21 protein-coding genes are annotated in these 19,601 nt (G+C 72.1%); 4 read left to right on the top strand and 17 right to left on the bottom strand.

Annotation, left to right across the window (positions count from 1 at the left end; genetic code table 11):
• Positions 1 to 11: 11 nt before the first annotated feature.
• Positions 12 to 263: a helix-turn-helix domain-containing protein gene (locus KV205_RS29800; RefSeq protein ID WP_265867845.1), complete on the bottom strand. Its 252-nt coding sequence runs from the start codon at positions 261 to 263 to the stop codon at positions 12 to 14.
• Positions 264 to 296: 33 nt separating this feature from the next.
• Here KV205_RS29800 and map point away from each other — a divergent pair, with 33 nt between their 5' ends.
• Positions 297 to 1,064: a type I methionyl aminopeptidase gene (gene map / locus KV205_RS29795; RefSeq protein WP_265867844.1), complete on the top strand. Its 768-nt coding sequence runs from the start codon at positions 297 to 299 to the stop codon at positions 1,062 to 1,064.
• 10 nt (positions 1,065 to 1,074) lie between these two features.
• Here the strand turns inward: map and ggt are convergent, their stop codons facing one another.
• Positions 1,075 to 2,892 (bottom strand): gamma-glutamyltransferase, encoded by a 1,818-nt coding sequence (gene ggt, locus KV205_RS29790; RefSeq protein ID WP_265867843.1) that lies wholly within the window; start codon positions 2,890 to 2,892, stop codon positions 1,075 to 1,077.
• Positions 2,893 to 2,998: 106 nt separating this feature from the next.
• On the opposite strand from ggt, the gene KV205_RS29785 reads away from it, so the two are divergent.
• Positions 2,999 to 3,730, top strand: coding sequence for a hypothetical protein (locus KV205_RS29785; protein WP_265867842.1), 732 nt, complete (start codon positions 2,999 to 3,001; stop codon positions 3,728 to 3,730).
• Here the strand turns inward: KV205_RS29785 and KV205_RS29780 are convergent.
• On the bottom strand, positions 3,684 to 4,976 hold the full coding sequence (locus KV205_RS29780; protein WP_265867841.1) for a cytochrome P450: 1,293 nt from the start codon (positions 4,974 to 4,976) through the stop codon (positions 3,684 to 3,686). The two genes, KV205_RS29785 and KV205_RS29780, sit on opposite strands and share 47 nt — an antisense overlap.
• Positions 4,977 to 5,124: 148 nt before the next feature.
• Here KV205_RS29780 and KV205_RS29775 point away from each other — a divergent pair, with 148 nt between their 5' ends.
• Both KV205_RS29775 and KV205_RS29770 read left to right on the top strand, forming a co-directional pair.
• Complete coding sequence (locus KV205_RS29775; protein WP_265867840.1) at positions 5,125 to 5,445, top strand: hypothetical protein; 321 nt, start codon at positions 5,125 to 5,127, stop codon at positions 5,443 to 5,445.
• A 169-nt stretch (positions 5,446 to 5,614) separates the two neighbouring features.
• Positions 5,615 to 7,165: an alpha/beta fold hydrolase gene (locus KV205_RS29770; protein WP_265867839.1), complete on the top strand. Its 1,551-nt coding sequence runs from the start codon at positions 5,615 to 5,617 to the stop codon at positions 7,163 to 7,165.
• 58 nt (positions 7,166 to 7,223) lie between these two features.
• Here KV205_RS29770 and KV205_RS29765 read toward each other — a convergent pair whose 3' ends face one another.
• The 14 genes from KV205_RS29765 to KV205_RS29700 all read right to left on the bottom strand — a co-directional run bounded on the left by KV205_RS29765 (position 7,224) and on the right by KV205_RS29700 (position 19,442).
• Entirely contained in the window at positions 7,224 to 8,084 is an 861-nt protein-coding gene (locus KV205_RS29765; RefSeq protein WP_265867837.1) for an amino acid ABC transporter permease, read from the bottom strand.
• Positions 8,081 to 8,725 (bottom strand): amino acid ABC transporter permease, encoded by a 645-nt coding sequence (locus KV205_RS29760; protein WP_265867836.1) that lies wholly within the window; start codon positions 8,723 to 8,725, stop codon positions 8,081 to 8,083. Before KV205_RS29760 ends, KV205_RS29765 begins: the two co-directional genes overlap by 4 nt.
• Positions 8,726 to 8,745: 20 nt before the next feature.
• Positions 8,746 to 9,663: a glutamate ABC transporter substrate-binding protein gene (locus KV205_RS29755; RefSeq protein WP_265867835.1), complete on the bottom strand. Its 918-nt coding sequence runs from the start codon at positions 9,661 to 9,663 to the stop codon at positions 8,746 to 8,748.
• 27 nt (positions 9,664 to 9,690) lie between these two features.
• Entirely contained in the window at positions 9,691 to 10,437 is a 747-nt protein-coding gene (locus KV205_RS29750; protein ID WP_274711013.1) for an amino acid ABC transporter ATP-binding protein, read from the bottom strand.
• Positions 10,438 to 10,559: 122 nt separating this feature from the next.
• Positions 10,560 to 10,997, bottom strand: a complete 438-nt coding sequence (locus tag KV205_RS29745; protein WP_265867833.1) for a DUF6278 family protein — start codon at positions 10,995 to 10,997, stop codon at positions 10,560 to 10,562.
• 105 nt (positions 10,998 to 11,102) lie between these two features.
• A complete protein-coding gene (locus KV205_RS29740; RefSeq protein ID WP_265867832.1) occupies positions 11,103 to 11,882 on the bottom strand; it encodes an exodeoxyribonuclease III in 780 nt (259 codons plus the stop codon).
• A gap of 41 nt (positions 11,883 to 11,923) precedes the next feature.
• Positions 11,924 to 12,556: an MBL fold metallo-hydrolase gene (locus KV205_RS29735; protein ID WP_265867831.1), complete on the bottom strand. Its 633-nt coding sequence runs from the start codon at positions 12,554 to 12,556 to the stop codon at positions 11,924 to 11,926.
• Positions 12,557 to 12,580: 24 nt separating this feature from the next.
• Positions 12,581 to 13,840 (bottom strand): alpha/beta fold hydrolase, encoded by a 1,260-nt coding sequence (locus KV205_RS29730; RefSeq protein WP_265867830.1) that lies wholly within the window; start codon positions 13,838 to 13,840, stop codon positions 12,581 to 12,583.
• A gap of 92 nt (positions 13,841 to 13,932) precedes the next feature.
• Complete coding sequence (locus tag KV205_RS29725) at positions 13,933 to 14,643, bottom strand: 1-acyl-sn-glycerol-3-phosphate acyltransferase (RefSeq protein ID WP_265867827.1); 711 nt, start codon at positions 14,641 to 14,643, stop codon at positions 13,933 to 13,935.
• Between the two features lie 102 nt (positions 14,644 to 14,745).
• A complete protein-coding gene (locus KV205_RS29720; protein ID WP_265867825.1) occupies positions 14,746 to 15,345 on the bottom strand; it encodes a hypothetical protein in 600 nt (199 codons plus the stop codon).
• Positions 15,342 to 16,517 (bottom strand): ROK family glucokinase, encoded by a 1,176-nt coding sequence (locus KV205_RS29715; RefSeq protein ID WP_265867824.1) that lies wholly within the window; start codon positions 16,515 to 16,517, stop codon positions 15,342 to 15,344. The genes KV205_RS29720 and KV205_RS29715 overlap by 4 nt, the downstream gene beginning before the upstream one ends.
• Before the next feature lie 47 nt (positions 16,518 to 16,564).
• Positions 16,565 to 17,374, bottom strand: a complete 810-nt coding sequence (locus KV205_RS29710) for an ATP-binding cassette domain-containing protein (protein ID WP_265867823.1) — start codon at positions 17,372 to 17,374, stop codon at positions 16,565 to 16,567.
• Positions 17,371 to 18,426 (bottom strand): ABC transporter permease, encoded by a 1,056-nt coding sequence (locus KV205_RS29705; RefSeq protein WP_265867822.1) that lies wholly within the window; start codon positions 18,424 to 18,426, stop codon positions 17,371 to 17,373. The genes KV205_RS29710 and KV205_RS29705 overlap by 4 nt, the downstream gene beginning before the upstream one ends.
• Positions 18,423 to 19,442 (bottom strand): sugar ABC transporter substrate-binding protein, encoded by a 1,020-nt coding sequence (locus KV205_RS29700; protein WP_265867821.1) that lies wholly within the window; start codon positions 19,440 to 19,442, stop codon positions 18,423 to 18,425. The genes KV205_RS29705 and KV205_RS29700 overlap by 4 nt, the downstream gene beginning before the upstream one ends.
• Positions 19,443 to 19,601: the final 159 nt, after the last annotated feature.

Below are 19,601 nucleotides of genomic sequence, written 5' to 3'. Positions count from 1 at the left end.
CTCGGCGGGTCCTATACGGGGACGAAGGCGCAGCGGGTGACGAGCTCGTCCATCGAGATGTGGAGCACGCCGGCGAGCGCGGCGACCGTGAAGAAGGCGGGGGTGGGGGCGCGGCCGGTCTCGATCTTGCGGAGGGTCTCGGCGGAGAGGCCGGCGGCGGCGGCGATCTCGGCCATGGAGCGGTCGCCGCGGGCCTCGCGGAGCAGCCGGCCGAGCCGCTCGCCGCGTTCGCGCTCTTGGGGGGTGAGGGGTGTGCGCACCATGCGGCCCATTCTAATACCGGTATAGTAATTGGCATGGTGGAGATCAAGACGGATGCGAACCTGCTGCTCATGCGCGAGGCCGGCCGGGTGGTGGCCCAGGCCCTCCAGGCGGTACGGGACAAGGCGGCGCCCGGGGTGACCCCGGCCGAGCTCGACGGCGTGGCCCGGGAGGTGCTGGCGGCGGCCGGCGCGGGCTCGCCCTTCCTGGGCTACCGGCCGAACTGGGCGCTCGTGCCCTTCCCGGCCACGCTGTGCCTCTCGGTGAACGACGCGATCGTGCACGGCGTCCCGGACGCCACGCCGCTCGCCGACGGCGACCTGGTGAGCGCGGACTTCGGAGCGGTGCTCGACGGCTGGGTCGGCGACGCGGCGATCAGCTTCACGGTCGGCCGGGCCCGCCCGGCGGACACCCGGCTGATCGACACGGCCTACGCGGCCCTGGAGGCCGGCATCGCCGCGGCCGTCGTCGGCAACCGGGTCGGCGACATCGGCCACGCGATCGCCCGCGTCTGCCGCACCGCGGGGTACGGCATCCCCGACGGCATGGGCGGCCACGGCGTCGGCCGCTCGATGCACGAGGGCCCGGACGTCCCCAACGAGGGCCGCCCGAGCCGCGGCATGCCGCTGCGCCACGGCATGGTCATCGCGATCGAGCCGATGCTCATCGCCGGCGGCGACGACGCCCACTACACGGCCGCCGACGGCTGGACCATCCGCACCCTCGACGGCTCCCGCGCGGCCCACACCGAACACACGATCGCCATCACGGACGCGGGCCCGCGCATCCTGACGGCGCTGTAGGCCGCCCGCGCTACGGAGCGGGCCGGACCACCATCGCCGAGCCGCCGCCGCGGCGGGTGGGTTCGGCGGCGGCGAGCCAGCGGCCGTCGGGGAGGCGTTGGACGCCGGTGGCCGCGCCGATTTCGGGGTTCTGGCGGAAGGCGTGGCCGATCGATTCGAGGTCGGCCTTCAACGGGCTGTTCCAGAGGGCCGGTTCGAGCTCGGTCGTGGGCTGGTTGCGCTGGCTGGCGCGGGGGGCGGCGATGGCGTCGGGCAGGGGGAGGCCGCGGTCGACGACGCCGGTGAGGGTCTGCAGGACCGTGGTGATGATGGTGGCGCCGCCCGGGGAGCCGAGGGCGAGGACCGGGCGGCCGGTGCGGTCGAGGACGATCGTCGGGGAGATCGAGGAGCGCGGGCGCTTGCCGGGGCCGGGGAGGTTGGGGTCGTGGACGGCCGGGTTGGCCGGGGCGAAGGAGAAGTCGGTCAGCTCGTTGTTGAGCAGGAAGCCGCGGCCCGGGACGGTGATGCCGCTGCCGCCGGTGGACTCGATGGTGAGGGTGTAGGCGACGACGTTGCCCCACTTGTCGGCGACCGTGAGGTGGGTGGTGTTCTCGCCCTCGTACGTGGTCGGGGCGGCGGTGCCGCCGGCCGCGCAGGGCGCCGGGTCGCGTGGGTCGCCCGGCGCGAGCGGGCTGGTCAGGGCGGCGTCGTCGCGGATCAGGCAGGCCCGGGAGTCGGCGTACCGCTGGGAGAGCAGGCCGCGGACGGGCACGTCCTCGAAGGCGGGGTCGCCGACCCAGCGCCCGCGGTCGGCGAAGGCGATCCGGCTCGCCTCGATGAAGCGGTGCAGATACGCGGCCTGGGAGGCGCGCGAGAGGTCGGTGGACTCCAGGATGTTCAGCGCCTCGCCGACGCTCGTGCCGCCGGAGGACGAGGGCGCCATGCCGTAGACGTCGAGGCCCCGGTAGGACACCTTGGTGGGGCGCCGCAGCACCGTCTCGTAGCGCGCGAGGTCCCGCTCCGTCAGATCGCCCGAGCGGACCACCCGGGTCGCCCCGGCCCGTACCGGCGGGTGCTGCACCGTGTTGACGATGTCGCGGGCCAGCGGGCCCCGGTAGAGCGCGCCGACGCCCTCCCGGCCGAGCTTCTCGTACGTACGGGCCAGGTCGGGGTTCTTGAAGACCGAGCCGACCACCGGCAACCGCCCGCCGGGCAGGAAGAGTTCGGCGGAGGCCGGGAAGTCGCGGAAGCGGGCCTCGTTGCCCGCGGTCTGGGCGCGGAAGGTGGCGTCGACGGTGAAGCCGTCGCGGGCGAGCCGCTCGGCCGGTTCGAGCAGCTTGCCGAGCGGTTTGCTGCCCCAGGCGTCGAGCGCCGTCTCCCAGGTGGCGGGGGTGCCGGGGGTGCCGACACCCCGGCCGCTGGTCATGCCCTCCTCGAAGGGGATGGGCACGCCGTTCTCGGTGAAGAGGTGCGCGTCGGCGGAGCCGGGCGCGGTCTCACGGCCGTCGACGGTGTGCACCGTACGGGTCTTGGCGTCGTAGTAGACGAAGTAGCCGCCTCCGCCGATGCCCGCCGAGTACGGCTCGGTGACGCCGAGCGCGGCGGCCACGGCGACGGCCGCGTCCACGGCGTTGCCGCCCTTGCGCAGCACCTCGACGCCGGCGGCGGAGGCGTCCGCGTCGACGCTGGCGACGGCCCCGCCCCAGCCGGCGGCGACCGGCACCTTGGCGGGGGCCGGGCCCGGCGGCGCGGCGGCCGGCGGGGCCGCGGCGCCCACCGAGAGCACCGTCACGGCGACCGCCAGGACCGATCCGTTGCGTACGGCGAAGCGCCGCGTCCGAGACTGCATCCCAACCTCCAGTCAACGACCGTTCGCACAGCGTAACTTCTGTCCGCGTCTCCCGTCAGGACCGCCTCTCGAACAGTCGACCGGTCGCCCAGTAGCATGCGCGCCCATGAACGAAGACCTGCGCAACGTCATCCTGGGCGTGCTCGCCACCGGCGTCAGCGGCTCCCTCGGCTGGCTGACCCGCACCTACTTCTGGCGCCGCCGGCTGCGTCGCAAGCAGGCCTTCTTCGGGCTGCCCGCCGGCTCGGAATGCCTGCTCGTGGTGAACCGGCTGGCGGGCAGCGAGCGGGGGGTGCACGCCACCGACGTGTCGGCACTCCTCGAACTGTCGGCGCTGATCAAGGACTGCGGGGCTCGGCCCCGGATCGTGCAGCACGACACCGCACGCCAAGGCCTGGGCGAGATAGCCGAGTTCTGCATCGGCGGGCCGTTCTCAAATCGCCGCATGGCCGCCCATCTGCCGAATCTGCTGCCGGGGCTCACGATGAACGTCGAGCAGGACCCGCCCGAGGACCGCGGCATGTTCACCGTGGCGGGCGAGACCTACCGCCCGGAGTGGGGCGTCAGCGAGTACGTCGTCCTCGCCCGTCTCACCCGCGGCGAGGGCGGCCGGCCGGTGTTCCTGCTCTGCGGCCAGGCCGCGGTCACCAACCAGGCCGCCGCGCGCCATCTGGCCCGCCACCACAAGGCGCTGGCCGGCAAGTACGGGCAGGACGGCTCCTTCGTGCTGCTGCTGCGGGTGGTCAACTCCCAGGCGTACGGCCCCGATGTGGTCGAACTCGTCGCCGATCTCACGCGCGTGGCGCGCACTCCGCAAGCCGCACCGGCAGCGACTTGATCCCGTTGATGAAGTTGGACACGAGCCGGCGGGGCGGCCCGGCGGGCGTGAGGCCGGGCAGTACGGCGCGCGCCTCCTCGTAGAGGACGCGCAGCTGGAGCCGGGCGAAGTGCGCGCCGAGGCAGACGTGCGGTCCGTCGCCGAAGGAGACGTGCGGGTTGGGCGTGCGGCCCAGGTCGAGCCGGTGCGGGTCGGTGAAGGCCCGCTCGTCGTGGTTGGCGGAGGCGTGGAAGACGACCACCTTGTCCCCGGCGGCGATCTGCACCCCGGCGAGTTCGGTGTCCCGGGCGGCGGTGCGGCGGAAGGAGAGCACGGGCGGGTGCCACCGAAGCAGTTCGTCGACGGCGGTGTCCATGGCCACCTCGCCGTGCCACAACGCCCGCTGCTGGTCGGGGTGTTCGGCGAGGGCGAGCAGCCCGCCGGGGGCGGCGCTGCGGACGGTGTCGTTGCCGGCGACGGTGAGCAGGAAGAAGAACATCTCCAGTTCGGCGTCGCGGAGTTCGGAGCCGGCGAGAGTGGTCATCACGTCGTCGGCGGGGTGCTTCCGCTTGTCCGCGGCGAGCTCCTGCGCGTACGCGAACATCTCGGCCAGCATCGCGGGTGAGCGGGGGTTGACCGGTCGCCCGTCGGGGCCGAGGACGGGTGGCTCGTCGGGGTCCTGGTAGGCGATGACCCGCTCGGTCCAGGTGTGCAGGAGGCCCCGGTCGGCGGCGGGCACGCCGAGCAGATCGGTGAGGTTGAGCAGGGCGAACTCGTCGGTGACGGCGGACACCAGGTCGATCTCGGGCCCCGACTCCCGTGCGGCGAGCAGGAGTTCGCGGGCCCGCGCGCGGGCGGTGACGGCGAACCGCTCGATCCGCCCGGGCGTGAAGGCCCGGCTGACGAGGCGGCGCAGCCGGCCGTGGTGCATGGGGTCTCCCCCGCTCGAACGCGGTTCAGAGCGTGGGGAAGGGTCCTGGTTGAGCATCATCCGCCGGATGAACGGCAGGTCGGCCGGGTCGGGGTCGCGGATCTGGGTGGCGCCGAGGTACGAGGAGTATCCGGCGGCGTCCCTGAGGACCCGTACGACGTCGGCGTGCCGGGTGACGGCCCAGAAACCGGGCCCGGCGGGCCAGCCGAGGATCTCGGGCTCCCGCTGACGGGCGACCGGCCACCTGTCCCGGAGCAGCCGGAAGCGGTCGTGCGGGATCCCGGCGGCGTAGATCCGCGGGTCGAAGACGTCGGGTGTGCCGTCCGGCTTTTCCACCGACCCTCCCGTCGGAGTGAAGACGTCACCATCATGACAGGTCAGCGGCCATTTTCGTAGGACGGAACGCACAGTTCGGGAGCCTTGTCCGGGGTGTCCTCCGACTCCCAGAATCTCCGTCGTGCATCACACGGAGAACAGGGGGCACATGGGGAAGATCGATCACGACGCGGTGTTGCGGGCGCGGGTGTTGCTCCTGGGGAGCAAGCAACTGGGCGCGTGGGACGACATCTCGTGGGAGGAGGTGCTGGCGTACCGGGTGCTGGCGGAGGTGAGCCCGAAGGCGTATCTGCCGAAGCTGGTCGACGGGCTGCTGCTCGCGGCCGGCCGCAGCGGGGACCGGCGGGTGCGCCTCGACCTGGCGACCGAGGCGGTGGCGGCCGCGCGGCGGATCCCGGACGACGTGCCCGGCGGGGAGGGACGGCTGCGCCGCGCACTGGAGGCGCAGCGGGCGGCCACGGCCCCGTGAACCGGGCGGGGCGCCCGTGATCTCGGGGCGAGGGCTCAGCGCACTGACGCGAACCGGCCAATCGTTACCCATGCGTAACTTACCGACCAGTTACCTCCGGTAAGGCATCGCGGTTACCGTCGGGTCACTTTCACTGCCCCCCATTCAGTGAACCAGTGAGGAGTGACCCGTGCGCACAGCCCTGACCTTCGCCGTCTCGGCGGCCCTCGTCGCCGGGACGGCCCTCGGGCTCGCCCCCGCCGCCCAGGCGGACTCCGCCGACACCGTCCGCTTCGTCGACATCGCCGGCGACGGCGGCACCGTCCTCAAGGCCAATGTCGTCACCCCGGCCGGAGCCGCCGCCGGCGCCCGCTACCCCGTGATCGTGCTGCCGACCAGCTGGGCGATGCCCCAGGTCGAGTACCTCGCCCAGGCCAAGCAGCTCGCCGACTCCGGCTATGTCGTGGTGAGTTACAACTCACGCGGCTTCTGGCAGTCCGGCGGCGAGATCGAGACCGCCGGGCCGAAGGACGTCGCCGACGCCTCGCTCGTCATCGACTGGGCGCTGGCGAACACCCCGGCCGATCCCGCCCGGGTGGGCATGGCCGGCGTCTCGTACGGCGCCGGCATCAGCCTGCTCGTCGCCGCGCACGACAAGCGGGTCAAGGCGGTCGCCGCGCTCAGCGGCTGGGCCGACCTCATCGACTCCATCTACAGCGGCCGCACCCAGCACCTCCAGGCCGCCGCGCTGCTCGGCGGTGCCGGCTATCTCACCGGCCGACCCGGGCCCGAACTCCAGCAGACGCTCAAGGACTTCCTCTCCTCCAACCTGGACAAGGAGGACGAGATGATCGCGTGGGGCCGCGAGCGCTCCGCCGCGACCCACCTCGACGCGCTCAACGCCAACCGGCCCGCGATCATGCTGGGCAACGCCTGGGGCGACACCATCTTCCCGCCCAACCAGTTCGCGAGCTTCTACGAGAAGCTGGCCGGGCCCAAGCGCCTGGAGTTCCGGCCCGGCGACCACGCCACCGCGGAGGCCACCGGACTGCTCGGGCTGCCCAACGACACCTGGACCAGCGCCCACCGCTGGTTCGACCACTACCTCAAGGGCGTCGACAACGGCGTCGACCGCGAGCAGCCCGTGCGACTCAAGCCGCGCTCCGACGCCGGCTACGAGGGCTATCCGGACTGGACGTCGGTCAACGCCAACCGGCGCGAGATCCCGCTCGGCGGCTCCGAGCACCTGTGGGCCAACGTCGACTCCGGCGCCGACGGCGGCGTCGTCCTGCTGTCCAACCTCCTGGACCAGTTCTTCCAGGCCCCGCCCGCCGTCTCGGTCCCGCTGCTCCCCCGCGCCTTCGCGGGCGTGTGGCAGTCCGAGCGGTACGCCACCCCGCAGCGGGTGCGCGGCACGGCGCGGCTGCACACCACGGTCACCCCGACCGCCGAGAGCGGCACCTTCGTGGCGTACCTCTACGACGTGGGCCCGCTCGGGATCGGCAAGCTGGTCACCCACGCCCCGTACACCTTCCACGACCGGCAGCCGGGGCGGCCGTTCGCCGTCGACCTGGATCTCTTCTCCACGGCCTACGACGTACCGGCCGGCCACCGGCTCGCGCTGGTCGTCGACACCGTCGACCCGCTGTACATCGAGCACAACCCGACCGGCGCGCAGCTGACCTTCTCCTCGCCCGCGGCCGACCCGAGCTTCGTGTCGGTACCGCTGCGGTCGGAGTGATCACGGCTGCTGCCGGGCGGGCAGGGCCCGGGCGGGGCTGGTGCGCCGTGCCGGGAGGCTACTCCCGGTCCGGCAGCAGCGTGGGCGGTTCCGCCGGAGCCACGTCGACGGCCTTCGTCCGGGGGCTGCGGCGCTCCCTCCGCGCCACCCAGGTGGCGAACCAGGACAGCAGCATGCACATGCCGATGTAGATCGGCGAGATCACCAGCACCACCGGGATGAACGGCAGGTCGTAGTCCAGGTTGGAGGCGATCAGCTTGCCCGCGTGCAGGAACTCCTCGTACGTGATGAGGAAGCCGAGCGAGGTGTCCTTCAGGGCCACCACCAGCTGGCTGATGATGGCGGGCAGCATGGCCCGCACCGCCTGCGGCACCAGGACATAGGTCATCACCTGGGTCTTGCGCATGCCGAGCGCGTACGCGGCCTCCCGCTGCCCGCGGGCGACCGCGTGGACGCCGGTGCGGAAGACCTCGGCGAGCACCGAGCCGTTGTAGAGGGTGAGTCCGGCCACCAGGGCGGGCAGCGGCTGGACCTTGAGCGCCACGAAGATGAAGAAGATCATCACGAGGACCGGCATGGCCCGGAAGAACTCGACGAGCAGGGTGGAGGTCCAGCGGAAGGCCCGGTGTTCGGAGAGGCGTCCGGTGGCGAGGACCGCGCCGAGCGCGAGGGAGAGCACCGAGGCGTACGCGAAGGCCTTGAGGGTGTTGCCGAGGCCCCGGAGCAGCAAGTCCTGGATGCCCTGGTATGCGAAGGGCGTCCATTTGGTGGCGGTGAACTGGCCGGTGTCGAAGAGGAGATAGAGGATCCAGGCGGCGAGGCCGAGCAGGACCGCGGTGGAGATCAGTCCGTAGATCAGATGGCGTTGGCGGGTGCGCGGGCCCGGGATGTCGTAGAGCGCGGAGGTGGCGGTGGTCATCGGGCGACTCCATAGCGCTTCTCCAGGAGGTGGAAGAGCGCGCTGATGGCGAGGGTGATGATGAGGTAGCCGACGGCGATCCAGACGAAGGTCCAGACGATGTTGTAGCCGAGCTCGCTCAACGTCTTGTAGGTGCCGAGGAGTTCGGTGACGCTGAACGCGCCGGCGATGGCGGAGTTCTTGGCGAGGGCGATGAGGGTGGAGCCGATCGGCGGGATCACCGAGCGGAAGGCCTGCGGCAGCACGACGTTGCCGAGGGTCTGGCCGAAGGTCATGCCGAGACTGCGGGCGGCCTCGCCCTGGCCGAGCGGCACGGTGTTGATGCCGGAGCGCAGCGCCTCGCAGATGAACGCGGAGGTGTAGCAGCCGAGGGCGAGCACCGCGAACAGCTCGAAGGGCAGCACGAGGCCGAACCGGGGCAGGCCCAGCATCACCGCGAAGAACAGCAGGGTGAGCGGGGTGTTGCGGAGCACGGTGACCCACGCGGTGCCGAACACCCGCAGCGAGCGGACCGGGGCGACCCGGAAGGAGGCCACGAGGAAGCCGAGCACCAGGGCCAACAGCGAGGAGTAGACGGTGAGTTCGACGGTGCCGAGGAAGCCTTCGCCGTAGGTGGAGAAGTTCTCTGTCAGGACGTCCATGGCGGGGTGGTGCTCCTTCCTCAGCTCGCCGGATAGCGGTCGATGGCGGGCGGGGCGGGCGCGGGCACGCCGGACAGGCCGAGGGTCGCGTCGTAGGCCTTCCTCCAGTCGCCGTTCTTCTCGTGGGCGGCGATCGCGTCGTCGAGGGCGAAGCGCAGCGCGGTGTCGGAGCGCGGCACGCCGATGCCGTACGGCTCCTTGCTGAACGGCTGTCCGGTCAGCTTGAGTTCGTCGGGGACCTTGGCCGCGTAGCCCATGAGGATGGTGTCGTCGGTGGTGACGGCGTCGACCTGGTAGGTGAGCAGGTTGTCGACGCAGACCGAGTAGGTGTCGTACGCGACGAGTTCGGCCTGCGGGTAGTCCTTCTGGATGCGCTGGTACGGGGTGGAGCCGGCGGCCGAGCAGACCCGCTTGCCGGCCAGGTCCTGGGGTCCGTCGATGTCGTTCTCGTCGGTGCGGACCAGCAGGGACTGGCCGGCCAGGTAGTAGGGGCCGGCGAAGCCGACGAGCTTCTTGCGGTTGTCGTTGATGGTGTAGGTGCCGACGTAGTAGTCGATCTGGCCGTTCTGCAGGGCGGTTTCGCGGTTGGCCGAGGCGATGGTCCGGAAGGAGATGCCGGCCGGGTCGAAGCCGAGGGAGGCGGACATCATCCGGGCGATCTCGATGTCGAAGCCCGAGTAGACGCCGGTCGCCGGGTCCTTCTCGCCCATGTAGGGCTGGTCCTCCTTGACGCCGACGACGAGCCGGCCGCGCTTCTTCGCCCGGTTCCAGGTCGCGGAGTCGGTCAGGGTGAAGCCGGACCGGACCTGGTAGACGGGGAGTTGGTCCGGTTGGGGGCCCTTGACGGGCGGGCTGCCCTCCTTGCCGCAGCCGGCGCCGGTGAGGGCGGCGGCGAGCAGCAGGGCGAGCGCGGCGAGGGTTCGTTTCGTTCGCTGCATGGGGGTGTGCGCTGCTCCCGGTCCCGGTCAGTGCTGGAGGATCTTGGACAGGAAGTCCTTGGCGCGGTCGCTGTTCGGGGCGGTGAAGAAGGCCTCGGGGTCGCGGTCCTCGACGATCCGGCCGTCGGCCATGAAGACGACGCGGTTGGCGGCGGAGCGGGCGAAGCCCATCTCGTGGGTGACGACCACCATCGTCATGCCCTCCTGGGCCAGTTGCCGCATGACCTCCAGGACCTCGTTGATCATCTCGGGGTCGAGGGCGGAGGTCGGCTCGTCGAAGAGGAGGGCCTTGGGGTCCATGGCGAGGGCACGGGCGATGGCCACGCGCTGCTGCTGGCCGCCGGAGAGCTGGGCGGGGAACTTGTCGGCGTGGGCGGCGAGTCCGACCCGGTCGAGGAGTTCGCGGGAGCGCCGGTCCGCCTCGTTCTTCCTGCGCTTGCGGACCTTCACCTGCGCCAGGGAGACATTGGCGAGCACGGACTTGTGGGCGAAGAGGTTGAAGGACTGGAAGACCATGCCGACCTCGGCGCGCAGCCGGGCGAGCGCCTTGCCCTCCTCGGGGAGCGGCTGTCCGCCGATGCGGATCTCGCCCGACTCGACCGCCTCCAGGCGGTTCATCGCCCGGCAGAGGGTGGACTTGCCGGAGCCGGAGGGTCCGATGACCACGACCACCTCGCCGCGCCCGACGGTGAGGTGGATGTCCTGGAGAACGTGCAGGGCGCCGTAATGCTTGTTCACGCCACGCAGTTCGATCAACGGATCGACGACCGCCATCTGCTGCCCTGCCCCCTGGTCTCTCAGCTGCTGTCGAGGTCAGCGCAAACTATCCGCCGAGAAAAGGGACTTCACACCCGACACGCATGAAACCGGGATAAGCCGTATTTACTGCAAAGGGGTCAGAACTCCGCCGATTCGGCGTAGATCTGGGACAGCTCGGGGATCCCGGTCGTGGCCCAGTCGAGGCCCGCCTCGACCACGTTGACCTCGCGCCCGGAGGGCAGCAGGACCACCGGCTGTCCGTCGGGCCGCAGCCGCCAGCCGGCGCCCGGCACGGTCCGGACGATCACCGTGCCCAGATAGAGGCCCGCGTCGTTGCCGACCCAGGGCAGCTCCTCCGGGTCGTCCCGCCAGCGCGGTGGCAGCTGGTCGAGCGCGGCGAGCGAGCGCGGGGTGTCGTCGAGCGCCACCCCGGCCTCCTGGGCACGGGCGCGCAGCAGCTCGCACTCGGCGAGCAGCTCGGCCGCCCCCTCCGGGTCCCGGTCGAAGACGGAGACCAGGGGGGAGCGTGCCGTGTCGTGCTTCTTGCGCCAGTTGTCCAGGAAAGGAATGTTCATCCGAACAGCGTCGCACCGCACCCCTGGGGGGCACCACCCGGCACGCGGGCACCCGGCACGCGGGCACCCGGCGCGCGGGACGGCCGCACGACAGTCGGACGCCGGTCAGACGTCGAGGTCGACGACGACCGGGGCGTGGTCGGAGGCGCCCTTGCCCTTGCGCTCCTCGCGGTCCACGTAGCTGTCCTTGACGGCGTCCGCGAACGGCTTGTTGCCGTAGACCAGGTCGATGCGCATGCCCTTGTTCTTGGGGAAGCGCAGCTGGCGATAGTCCCAGTACGTGTAGGGGTGCTCGTACTTCAGCGGGCGCGGCACCACGTCGCCGAGGCCGGCCTCGCGCAGCGCGGCGAGCGCGGCCCGCTCCGGCTCGGTGACATGGGTGAGGCCCTCGAACTCGGCGATGTCCCAGACGTCGTCGTCGGTCGGCGCGATGTTGTAGTCGCCGAGCACCGCGAAGGGGCGCTCCCCCGCCGCGTCGTCGGCGACGGCCGCCTTCAGGGCCTCCAGCCAGCGCAGCTTGTACGCGTAGTGGTCGTGGGCGACCTCCCGGCCGTTCGGCACGTAGACCGACCAGAGGCGGACCGGGCCGCAGGTCGCGGAGATCGCCCGCGGCTCCTGCACGCCGTCGTAGTCGGGGCCGCCGGGCAGCCCGGTGACCACGTCGTCCAGGCCGACCCGGGAGACCAGGGCGACCCCGTTCCACCGTCCGGTGGCGTTGACCACCGACTCGTACCCCAGCTCGCGCAGCTCGGCGGCGGGGAACTGCTCGGCGGTGCACTTGGTCTCCTGGATGCACAGCACGTCGGTGCCGCTGCTCTCCAGCCAGGCCAGGAGCCGGGGCAGCCGGGCGGTGATCGAATTGACGTTCCAGGTGGCGATGCGCATGAGCGCAAGCCTAACGGCGACCTCTGACAAGCCGGGGTCGCTCAGAGCTCGGCCGAGTCTCCCGGGGCGAGGCGGCGGTGGTCGGTGCCGCCCAGGGCGCCGATCTGGCGGTCGTAGATGGGGCGCGCCAGGTCGGTGAGGAGCGCGTCGTGGATGTCGTACGCGCGCACCGGCTTGACCTCGCGGACGTACTCGATCACCTCGGAGATCTTGTTCCACGGCGCCATGACCGGCAGGAACAGGGTCTCCACCGGCCGGTCGGGCACGGTGAGGGCGTCGCCGGGGTGGAAGACGGCGCCGTCGACGAGGAAGCCGACGTTGGTGATGCGCGGGATGTCGGGGTGGATCACCGCGTGCAGCTCGCCGTGCACCTGGACGTCGAAGCCGGCGGCGCTGAACGTGTCCCCGTGCCCCACGGTGTGCACCCGGCCGGGGAAGGCCGCGGACAGCTGTTCGGCGACGCTGCGCAGCGTCCACACCTCGGCGGCCGGATTGCCGTCGAGCGCGGCGCGCAGCCGGGCCTCGTCGAAGTGGTCGGGGTGCTCGTGGGTGACGAGGAGGACGTCCGCGCCGAGCGCGGCGTCCTCCTCGGTGAACATCCCGGGGTCGATGACGAGCGTGCGCCCGTCCTTCTCCAGCCGGACGCAGGCGTGGGTGTTCTTCGTCAGCTTCACGCACCGAGCCTACGGCCGGAGCGGCTACCGGGGCGTGGTGTCCTCCTCGATCACCCGGCGGACCACCCGGAGGGCGCTCTCGGCGGCCGGGAGGCCGCAGTAGACGGCGGTCTGGAGGAGGATCTCGCGGAGCTCGTCGGGGGTCAGGCCGTTGCGCAGGGCGGCGCGGGTGTGGTCGGCCAGGGCCTCGTGGTGGCGGCCGGAGATCAGGGCGGCGAGGGTGACGGCGCTGCGGGTGCGCCGGTCGAGGCCCTCGCGGCTCCACACCTCGCCCCAGGCGAAGCGGGTGACGAGGTGCTGGAAGTCGGTGCCGAAGGGGTCGGCGAGGGCCTCGTCGACGTGCGCGTCGCCGAGCACCTCGCGGCGCAGCTTGAGCCCGCTCTCGTACGGGTCGGGGCGGGTGTCCTCGTCCTCGGCGGGGGCCGCGGGGCCGAGCTCGCCGGCCGGGACGACGGGCGCGGAGACCGGCGGCATGCCGGGCGCGGCGAGGGAGCCGGTGGACTCCTGGGCGAGCGGGGCGAAGTGGCCGGTGAGCAGTTCGGTGACGGCGGCGGGCTGCTCGACGGGCGCGAGGTGGGAGGCGCCGGGGACGACGGCGAGCCGGGCGTCGGCTATGCCGGCGACGAGGGTGCGGGCCTCGGCGGGTCCGGTGACCCGGTCGTCGGCGCCGACCAGGACGAGCGCGGGGACGCCGATCCGCTCCAGGGCGTCGCGGACGTCGAAGACGGCGAGCGCCTCGCAGGCGGCGATGTAGCAGCCGGGGTCGGTGGTGCGGACCATCTGCACGGCCCAGTCGACGATGGCGGGCTGGGCGCCGGCGAACGCGGGGGTGAACCACTGCTCGGGGGCGGTGCGGGCCATCGGTTCGAGGCCGTTGGTGCGGACGATCACGCCGCGCTGGCGGAACTCGTCCGGGGTGCCGAAGCGGGGCGAGGTGGAGACCAGGGCGAGGGAGGCCACCCGGTGCGGGGCGCGCAGCGCGAGGTCGAGGCCGATGGCTCCGGCGAGGGCGCAGCCCGCGTAGCCGAAGCGCTGGATGCCGAGCTCGTCGAGGGTGGCGAGCAGCCGGTCGCCGAGCTCGGCGACGGAGCTCGCCGGGTGCGCGGGGGCGCCGCCGTGTCCGGGCAGGTCGAAGCGCACGACCCGCCAGGAACGGGTCAGTTCGGGGATCTGGCGGTCCCACATGTGCCAGGTGGTGCCGAGCGAGGGACCGAGCACCAGGACCGGTGCGTCGTCCCGCCCGTCGATGCGGTACTGCAGGGTGTTCGTCGGATTCTCACTCACGCCCTGCACGCTCTCACATCCTCCGCCGTCCGCCGTGCCCGGGTCGTCACCCCACGCGACCCGTCCCGCGTTGTGGCGGCTCCGTGAAGATCTCAGGCGGCGGCTTCACGCCGGTCCTCCCCGCTCGCGGGCGAGGGCAGCGGGAGCACCGCGGCGGCCGGCTCGCCGAGCCGCGCGGCGGCCTCCCGCCAGGCGGCGGTGACCGCGCGGTGCGCCTGGGCGGTACGGGTCGGGGTGTCGCCGGTGAGCACGAGCGGGCGGCCTATGTGGACGTGGAGGTCCGGGCGGCGCAGCGGTGCGGTCGCGAGGCCGGCGAGCTGCTTCGCCGTACCGCCGGAGAGCAGCCGGCGGGCGCCGGCCTGGCCGATGGGGACGAGCGGGGCTCCGGTGCTCAGGGAGAGCCGGGCGATGCCGCTGCGGAAGGCCTCCGGGGGCGCCTCGGCGGCGTCCTTGCGGCGCGGCAGTCCGCCCTCCGGGTAGAGCAGGACCAGGCGTCCCGCGGCGAGTGCCTCGGCGGCGAGGTCGAGGGCCTCGGCGGCGCGGGCGCTGCCCCGGTGCACCGGGATGTGGCCCTCGCGGGCCAGCGCATGGCCCAGCCCGGGCACGCGCCAGAGACCGGCGGTGGCGGCGACGACGGGTTCGACGCCGAGCCGGCGCAGGGCGGCGAGGACGACCGCCGGGTCGGCGAGCGAGGTGTGGTTGGCGACCAGGATGCTGCCGGGCGCGAGGGCCGCCCGCGGGTCGGCGGTGACGCCCAGGCGGGCCACGGTCGGCAGCAGGTGTCCGGAAAGGCGGCTCAGCATGGGGTCCCCCCGAGGTCGGCGACGTTCCTGACGCCATGCTCGGCCGGGGCGGGCTTGGGCGTCCTGAGTCGCGCTACTCAGCCGCGCCCCGCACCGTACCCATCAGGGAGAGGTCGCCGACACCACGTACACGCGCGGGAAGGCCGGATCCGTCAGGTCGGCCGTGATGGTGGTGTGCGGGCGGGGCTGCTCGCGGGTGATCGTGGCACCGGACCAGGCCCGGTCGGGGGTGAACCGCCAGCCGACGATGTCGGCGTCGCGGGTGCTGACCGTCACCTCGCCCGGCTTCAGGGCGGCGCGGCCGGCGCCGCTGTCCGCGAGGAAGGCGTCAAGACCGGCGGCGGAGGTCGTGAACTGGACGTAGAGGCGGCTGGTCTTCCAGTTGCTGGTCTCGTAGTAGGCGACGTGCCAGGCGTCGGACGGGACCGGGATCTCGAAGACCCGGCGCTTCATCAGCGAGGGCCAGTTGTCCTGGAGGCCGACGGCGGAGGACTCGCGTTCCTTGTCGCGGCCGCTGTCGCGGCTCTGCCCGGCGGAGATCGCCAGATAGCCGGCCGGCACGCCGATGAGCAGCACGATGATCAGCAGTGTGAGCACGCGCCGGCGCAGCATGTGGCCGCGGTCCTCGGGGAGCCGGCCCTCGGGCGGCTCGGGCGGACGCTCGGAGTGCTCGGGCGGCAGGGTCGGGTGGGGCACGGTCATGGCTGGGGGTCCTGGGTGGGGCGGGAGCCGCGTTCGGTGGTCGCGCCGCGCAGCACCTGCGCGTAGCGGCCGTACCGCTCGTAGCGCTCGACCCGCCGGCGGTTGGCGCGGCGGAACCGGCGGGCGACGAGCCGGGCGAGGTCGGCGGCGCCGACCATGCCGGCCTCGGGGCCGAGCTGGGCGCGGGCGATCCGCGCCTCGGGGCGGTAGCCGCGGCCGGTGAGGTGGCGCCGGAAGGCGTCCCGGGCGGGGCCGATGAGCAGGTCGTCGGCGGCGGAGACGCCGCCGCCGATGACGAAGCAGGAGGGGTCGAGCGCGGCGGCCAGGTTGGCGAGGCCGACGCCGAGCCACTGGCCGATGTCCTGGAGCAGCTCGACGCACATGGCGTCGCCCTCGCGGGCGAGCTCGGTGATGAGCGGGCCGGTGATGTCGGGCACGCTGCCCTTGACCCGCTCGATGATGTTGTACGCGACCGGGGAGTCGGCGGCGGCCAGCTCGCGGGCCTCGCGGACCAGCGCGTTGCCGGAGCTGTACTGCTCCCAGCAGCCGCGGTTGCCGCAGGGGCAGCGGTGGCCGCCGGGGACGACCTGCATGTGGCCGAACTCGCCGGCCACCCCGTACTTGCCGCGCTTGACCTGGCCGTCCTCCAGGATGGCGCCGCCGATGCCGGTGCCGAGGGTGATCATGACGAGGTGGTCCTCGCCGCGGCCGGCGCCGAAGCGCCACTCGGCCCAGGCGGCGGTGTTGGCGTCGTTGTCCACCATGACGGGGACGGCGAGCCGGTCCTGGAGCGCGTCCCGCAGCGGCTCGTTGCGCCAGGCGAGGTGGGGGGCGAAGAGCACCCGGGCCCGGTCGGCGTCGACCCAGCCGGCCGCGCCGATGCCGACGGCGTGCACGTCGTGCCGGTCGGAGAGGTCCAGGACCAGTTCGACGATGGTGTCCTCGACGACCTTGGGGCTCTTGGACTTGTCGGGGGTCTCGGTGCGGACCTTCTCCAGGATGTTGCCGTCGGCGTCGACGACCCCGGCCATCACCTTCGTACCGCCGATGTCGATGCCGACGGTCGGCACGCGGGGCGCGGTCAGATGCGAGCGCCGCTCCCGGGTGCCGACGGTCCGCAGGACCGTGCCGCGAGCCGAGCCGCGGTGGGTGAGGTCACGGTAGGTACTCATCGGCTCGATTCTGCCAGGTGGGATGTGAGGTCCGCGTGATGAAGGGATTACGTTCCGGAGGGGCGTTCCAGTTCGTGGCGGAGGTCCTCCAGCTCGCTGCCGCCGGCCATCTGGCGGGTCAACTCGTCCAGGGTGATGGAGCCCTTGGTGTGGCTGCCGGCCATGACACCGCGCTTCAGGAGCACGAATCGGTCGCCGACGAGATAGGCGTGGTGCGGGTTGTGGGTGATGAGAACCACGCCGAGGCCCTGGTCACGTGCGGCCGCCACATACTTCAGGACGACCCCGGACTGCTTGACGCCGAGCGCGGCGGTCGGCTCGTCGAGGACGAGGACCTTGGCGCCGAAGTGCACGGCGCGGGCGATGGCCACGCACTGGCGCTCGCCGCCGGACAGGGTGCCGATGGGCTGGTCGACGTCGCGCAGGTCGATGCCCATGCGCAGCAGCGCCGTACGGGTGGTCTCCCGCATCGTGGCGACGTCGAGGCGCTTGAACGGGCCCTTGCCGCGGGTGGGCTCGGAGCCGAGGAAGAAGTTGCGCCAGACGGGCATCAGGGGGACGACGGCGAGGTCCTGGTAGACGGTGGCGATGCCGCGGTCCAGGGCGTCGCGCGGGTTGGCGAGGGTGACCTCCTCGCCCTCGATGCGGAAGCTGCCGGCGTCGTGCCGGTGCAGACCGGCGACGATCTTGATGAGGGTGGACTTGCCGGCTCCGTTGTCGCCGAGGACGCAGGAGATCTCCCCCGCCTTCACCTCCAGGGAGACCCCTTCGAGGGCGCGGATGTTGCCGTAGTACTTGCTGACGTCGTCGAGCTCGACGAGCGGGGTGGCGGTGGGCGGGTTGGCTGTCGTCGTCACTTGGTCGCCTCCACGCGCTTGCGGATCCAGGCGTTCAGGAGCGTCGCGAGCAGCAGCATCGCGCCCAGGAAGAACTTGAACCAGTCCGGGTTCCACTCGGCGTAGACGATGCCCTTGCCGGTCATGCCGAAGATGAAGGCGCCGACCGCCGAGCCGATGGCGGAGCCGTAGCCGCCGGTGATCAGACAGCCGCCGATGACGGCCGCGATGATGTAGATCAGCTCGTTGCCGACGCCCTCGCCGGACTGGACGACGTCGAACGAGAACAGCAGGTGCTGGCCGGAGATCCAGGCGCAGAAGGCCACGCCCATGTAGAGGCCGATCTTGGTCTTGTAGACCGGGACGCCGACCGCGCGGGCGGCGTCGGCGCCGCCGCCGACCGCGAAGATCCAGTTGCCGAAGCGGGTGCGCAGCAGGATCCAGGTGGCCAGGGCGACGAGCGCGAACCACCACAGGATGGTGACCTTCAGCTCGACCCCGCCGACCGTCCAGGTGGAGGCGAAGAGCTTGCGGGCGGAGGGGAAGCCCTCCATGTCGGCGATCGACTTGGTGGAGACGGTGCCGCTGATCAGCTTGGTGAAGCCGAGGTTCAGACCGGTCAGCATCAGGAAGGTGCCGAGCGTGATGATGAAGCTCGGCAGTTTGGTGCGGGTCAGCATGAAGCCGTTGAACGCGCCGATGGCGAGGGTGGCGAGCAGCGAGACGCCGACGCCGACCCAGACGTTGGCGGTCATCTGGTAGCTGAACATCGAGGAGATCAGCGCCGAGCTGGTGACCATGACGCCCGCCGACAGGTCGAACTCGCCGCCGATCATGAGCAGCGCGACCGGCACGGCCATGATGCCGATGGTGGAGGCCGCGTACAGCACCGTGCCGAGGCTGGAGGCGCGCAGGAAGCTGTCCGCGACGATCGAGAAGAAGGCGAAGACGGCGACGGCGCCGACCACCGAGCCGAGCTCGGGCCGGGCGAGCAGCTTCTTCAGCGGGGAGGTGCGGATCAGGCGTTCGTCGACGTGGTCGAGGCCGTCCGAGGGCGGGGAGGCGGCGCTCATCGGGTGCCCCGCTCGGTGTACTCCTTCAGCGCGCCCGCCTGGTCCTTGGTGATGATCTGCGGGCCGGTGAGGACCGGCTTGCCGCCGCCGAGGACGTCGGCGTTGTAGCGGTAGAGCCAGAGCAGGTCGACGGCCTCGTAGCCCTGGAGGTAGGGCTGCTGGTCGACGGCGAAGCCGAGGGTGCCGGCCTCCAGGGCCGTGGCGACCTTGGCGTTGAGGTCGAAGGTGTCGACCTCGGCCTTGCTGCCCGCGCTCTTCTTCGCCTGCACGGCGGCGTCCGCGAACGGCGCGCCGAGGGTCACGACGGCGTCGATCGACGGGTCGGACTGGAGCTTGGCGAGGATGGAGGCCTGGACGTCGGGCATGTTGGTGCCGTCCACGTACAGGTTCTGCAGCTCGCCGCCGAAGGTCTTCTTCGCGCCGGCGCAGCGCTGCTCGTGTCCGACGTTGCCCTGCTCGTGCAGGACGCACAGGGCCTTCTTGCGGCCCCTCTGATCCAGCTCGTCGCCGACGGCCTCGCCGGCCACGGTCTCGTCCTGGCCGATGTGGGTGAGGGCGCCGAAGGCCTTGGACTGGTCGGCGCCGGAGTTCACCGTGATCACCGGGATGCCGGCCTTCACGGCCTTCTCGACGGAGGCCTTCATCGCGTCGGGCTTGGCGAGGGTGACGATGATGCCGTCGACCTTCTTCGCCACGTACGAGTCGATGAGCTGGGCCTGCTGCTGCGCCTCGTCGCTGTGGGCGTAGAGGAAGTTGATGTTGTCCTTGACGGCGGCCTGCTTGGCGCCGTTCTGGACGATGTCCCAGAAGGTGTCGCCGTCGCCCGAGTGGGTGACCATGGCGAAGGTCCAGCGGGGGGTGTTCACGGCCGCCCTGCCCTGGGCCGCGGCCGCCTTGCGGGCGTCCTCCGCGCGCTTGCCGCCGGTGCTGCTGCATCCGGCGAGCGCGGCGGTCAGCGCCACCGCGAGCACGGCGCCGACCGCCGCGCGTACCCCTCCTGTGCGAACCCTGGTCACGAGACCGTGCCCTCCTTTGTGTCCTTCTGCGTGCATTGCAGTATCGGTCATGGGGGTCGCGCCGATCTTCAGCGGGGCCTGATCCGCACCCGATCCGCACCTGATCCGAAACAGACGGCCTACCCACGGACGAGCGATCCGAACGCGAAGGGGCGCGCC

The organism is Streptomyces sp. SKN60 (assembly GCF_026236535.1).
GTDB lineage: Bacteria > Actinomycetota > Actinomycetes > Streptomycetales > Streptomycetaceae > Streptomyces.
This window is presented reverse-complemented; position numbering and strand designations above follow the sequence as displayed.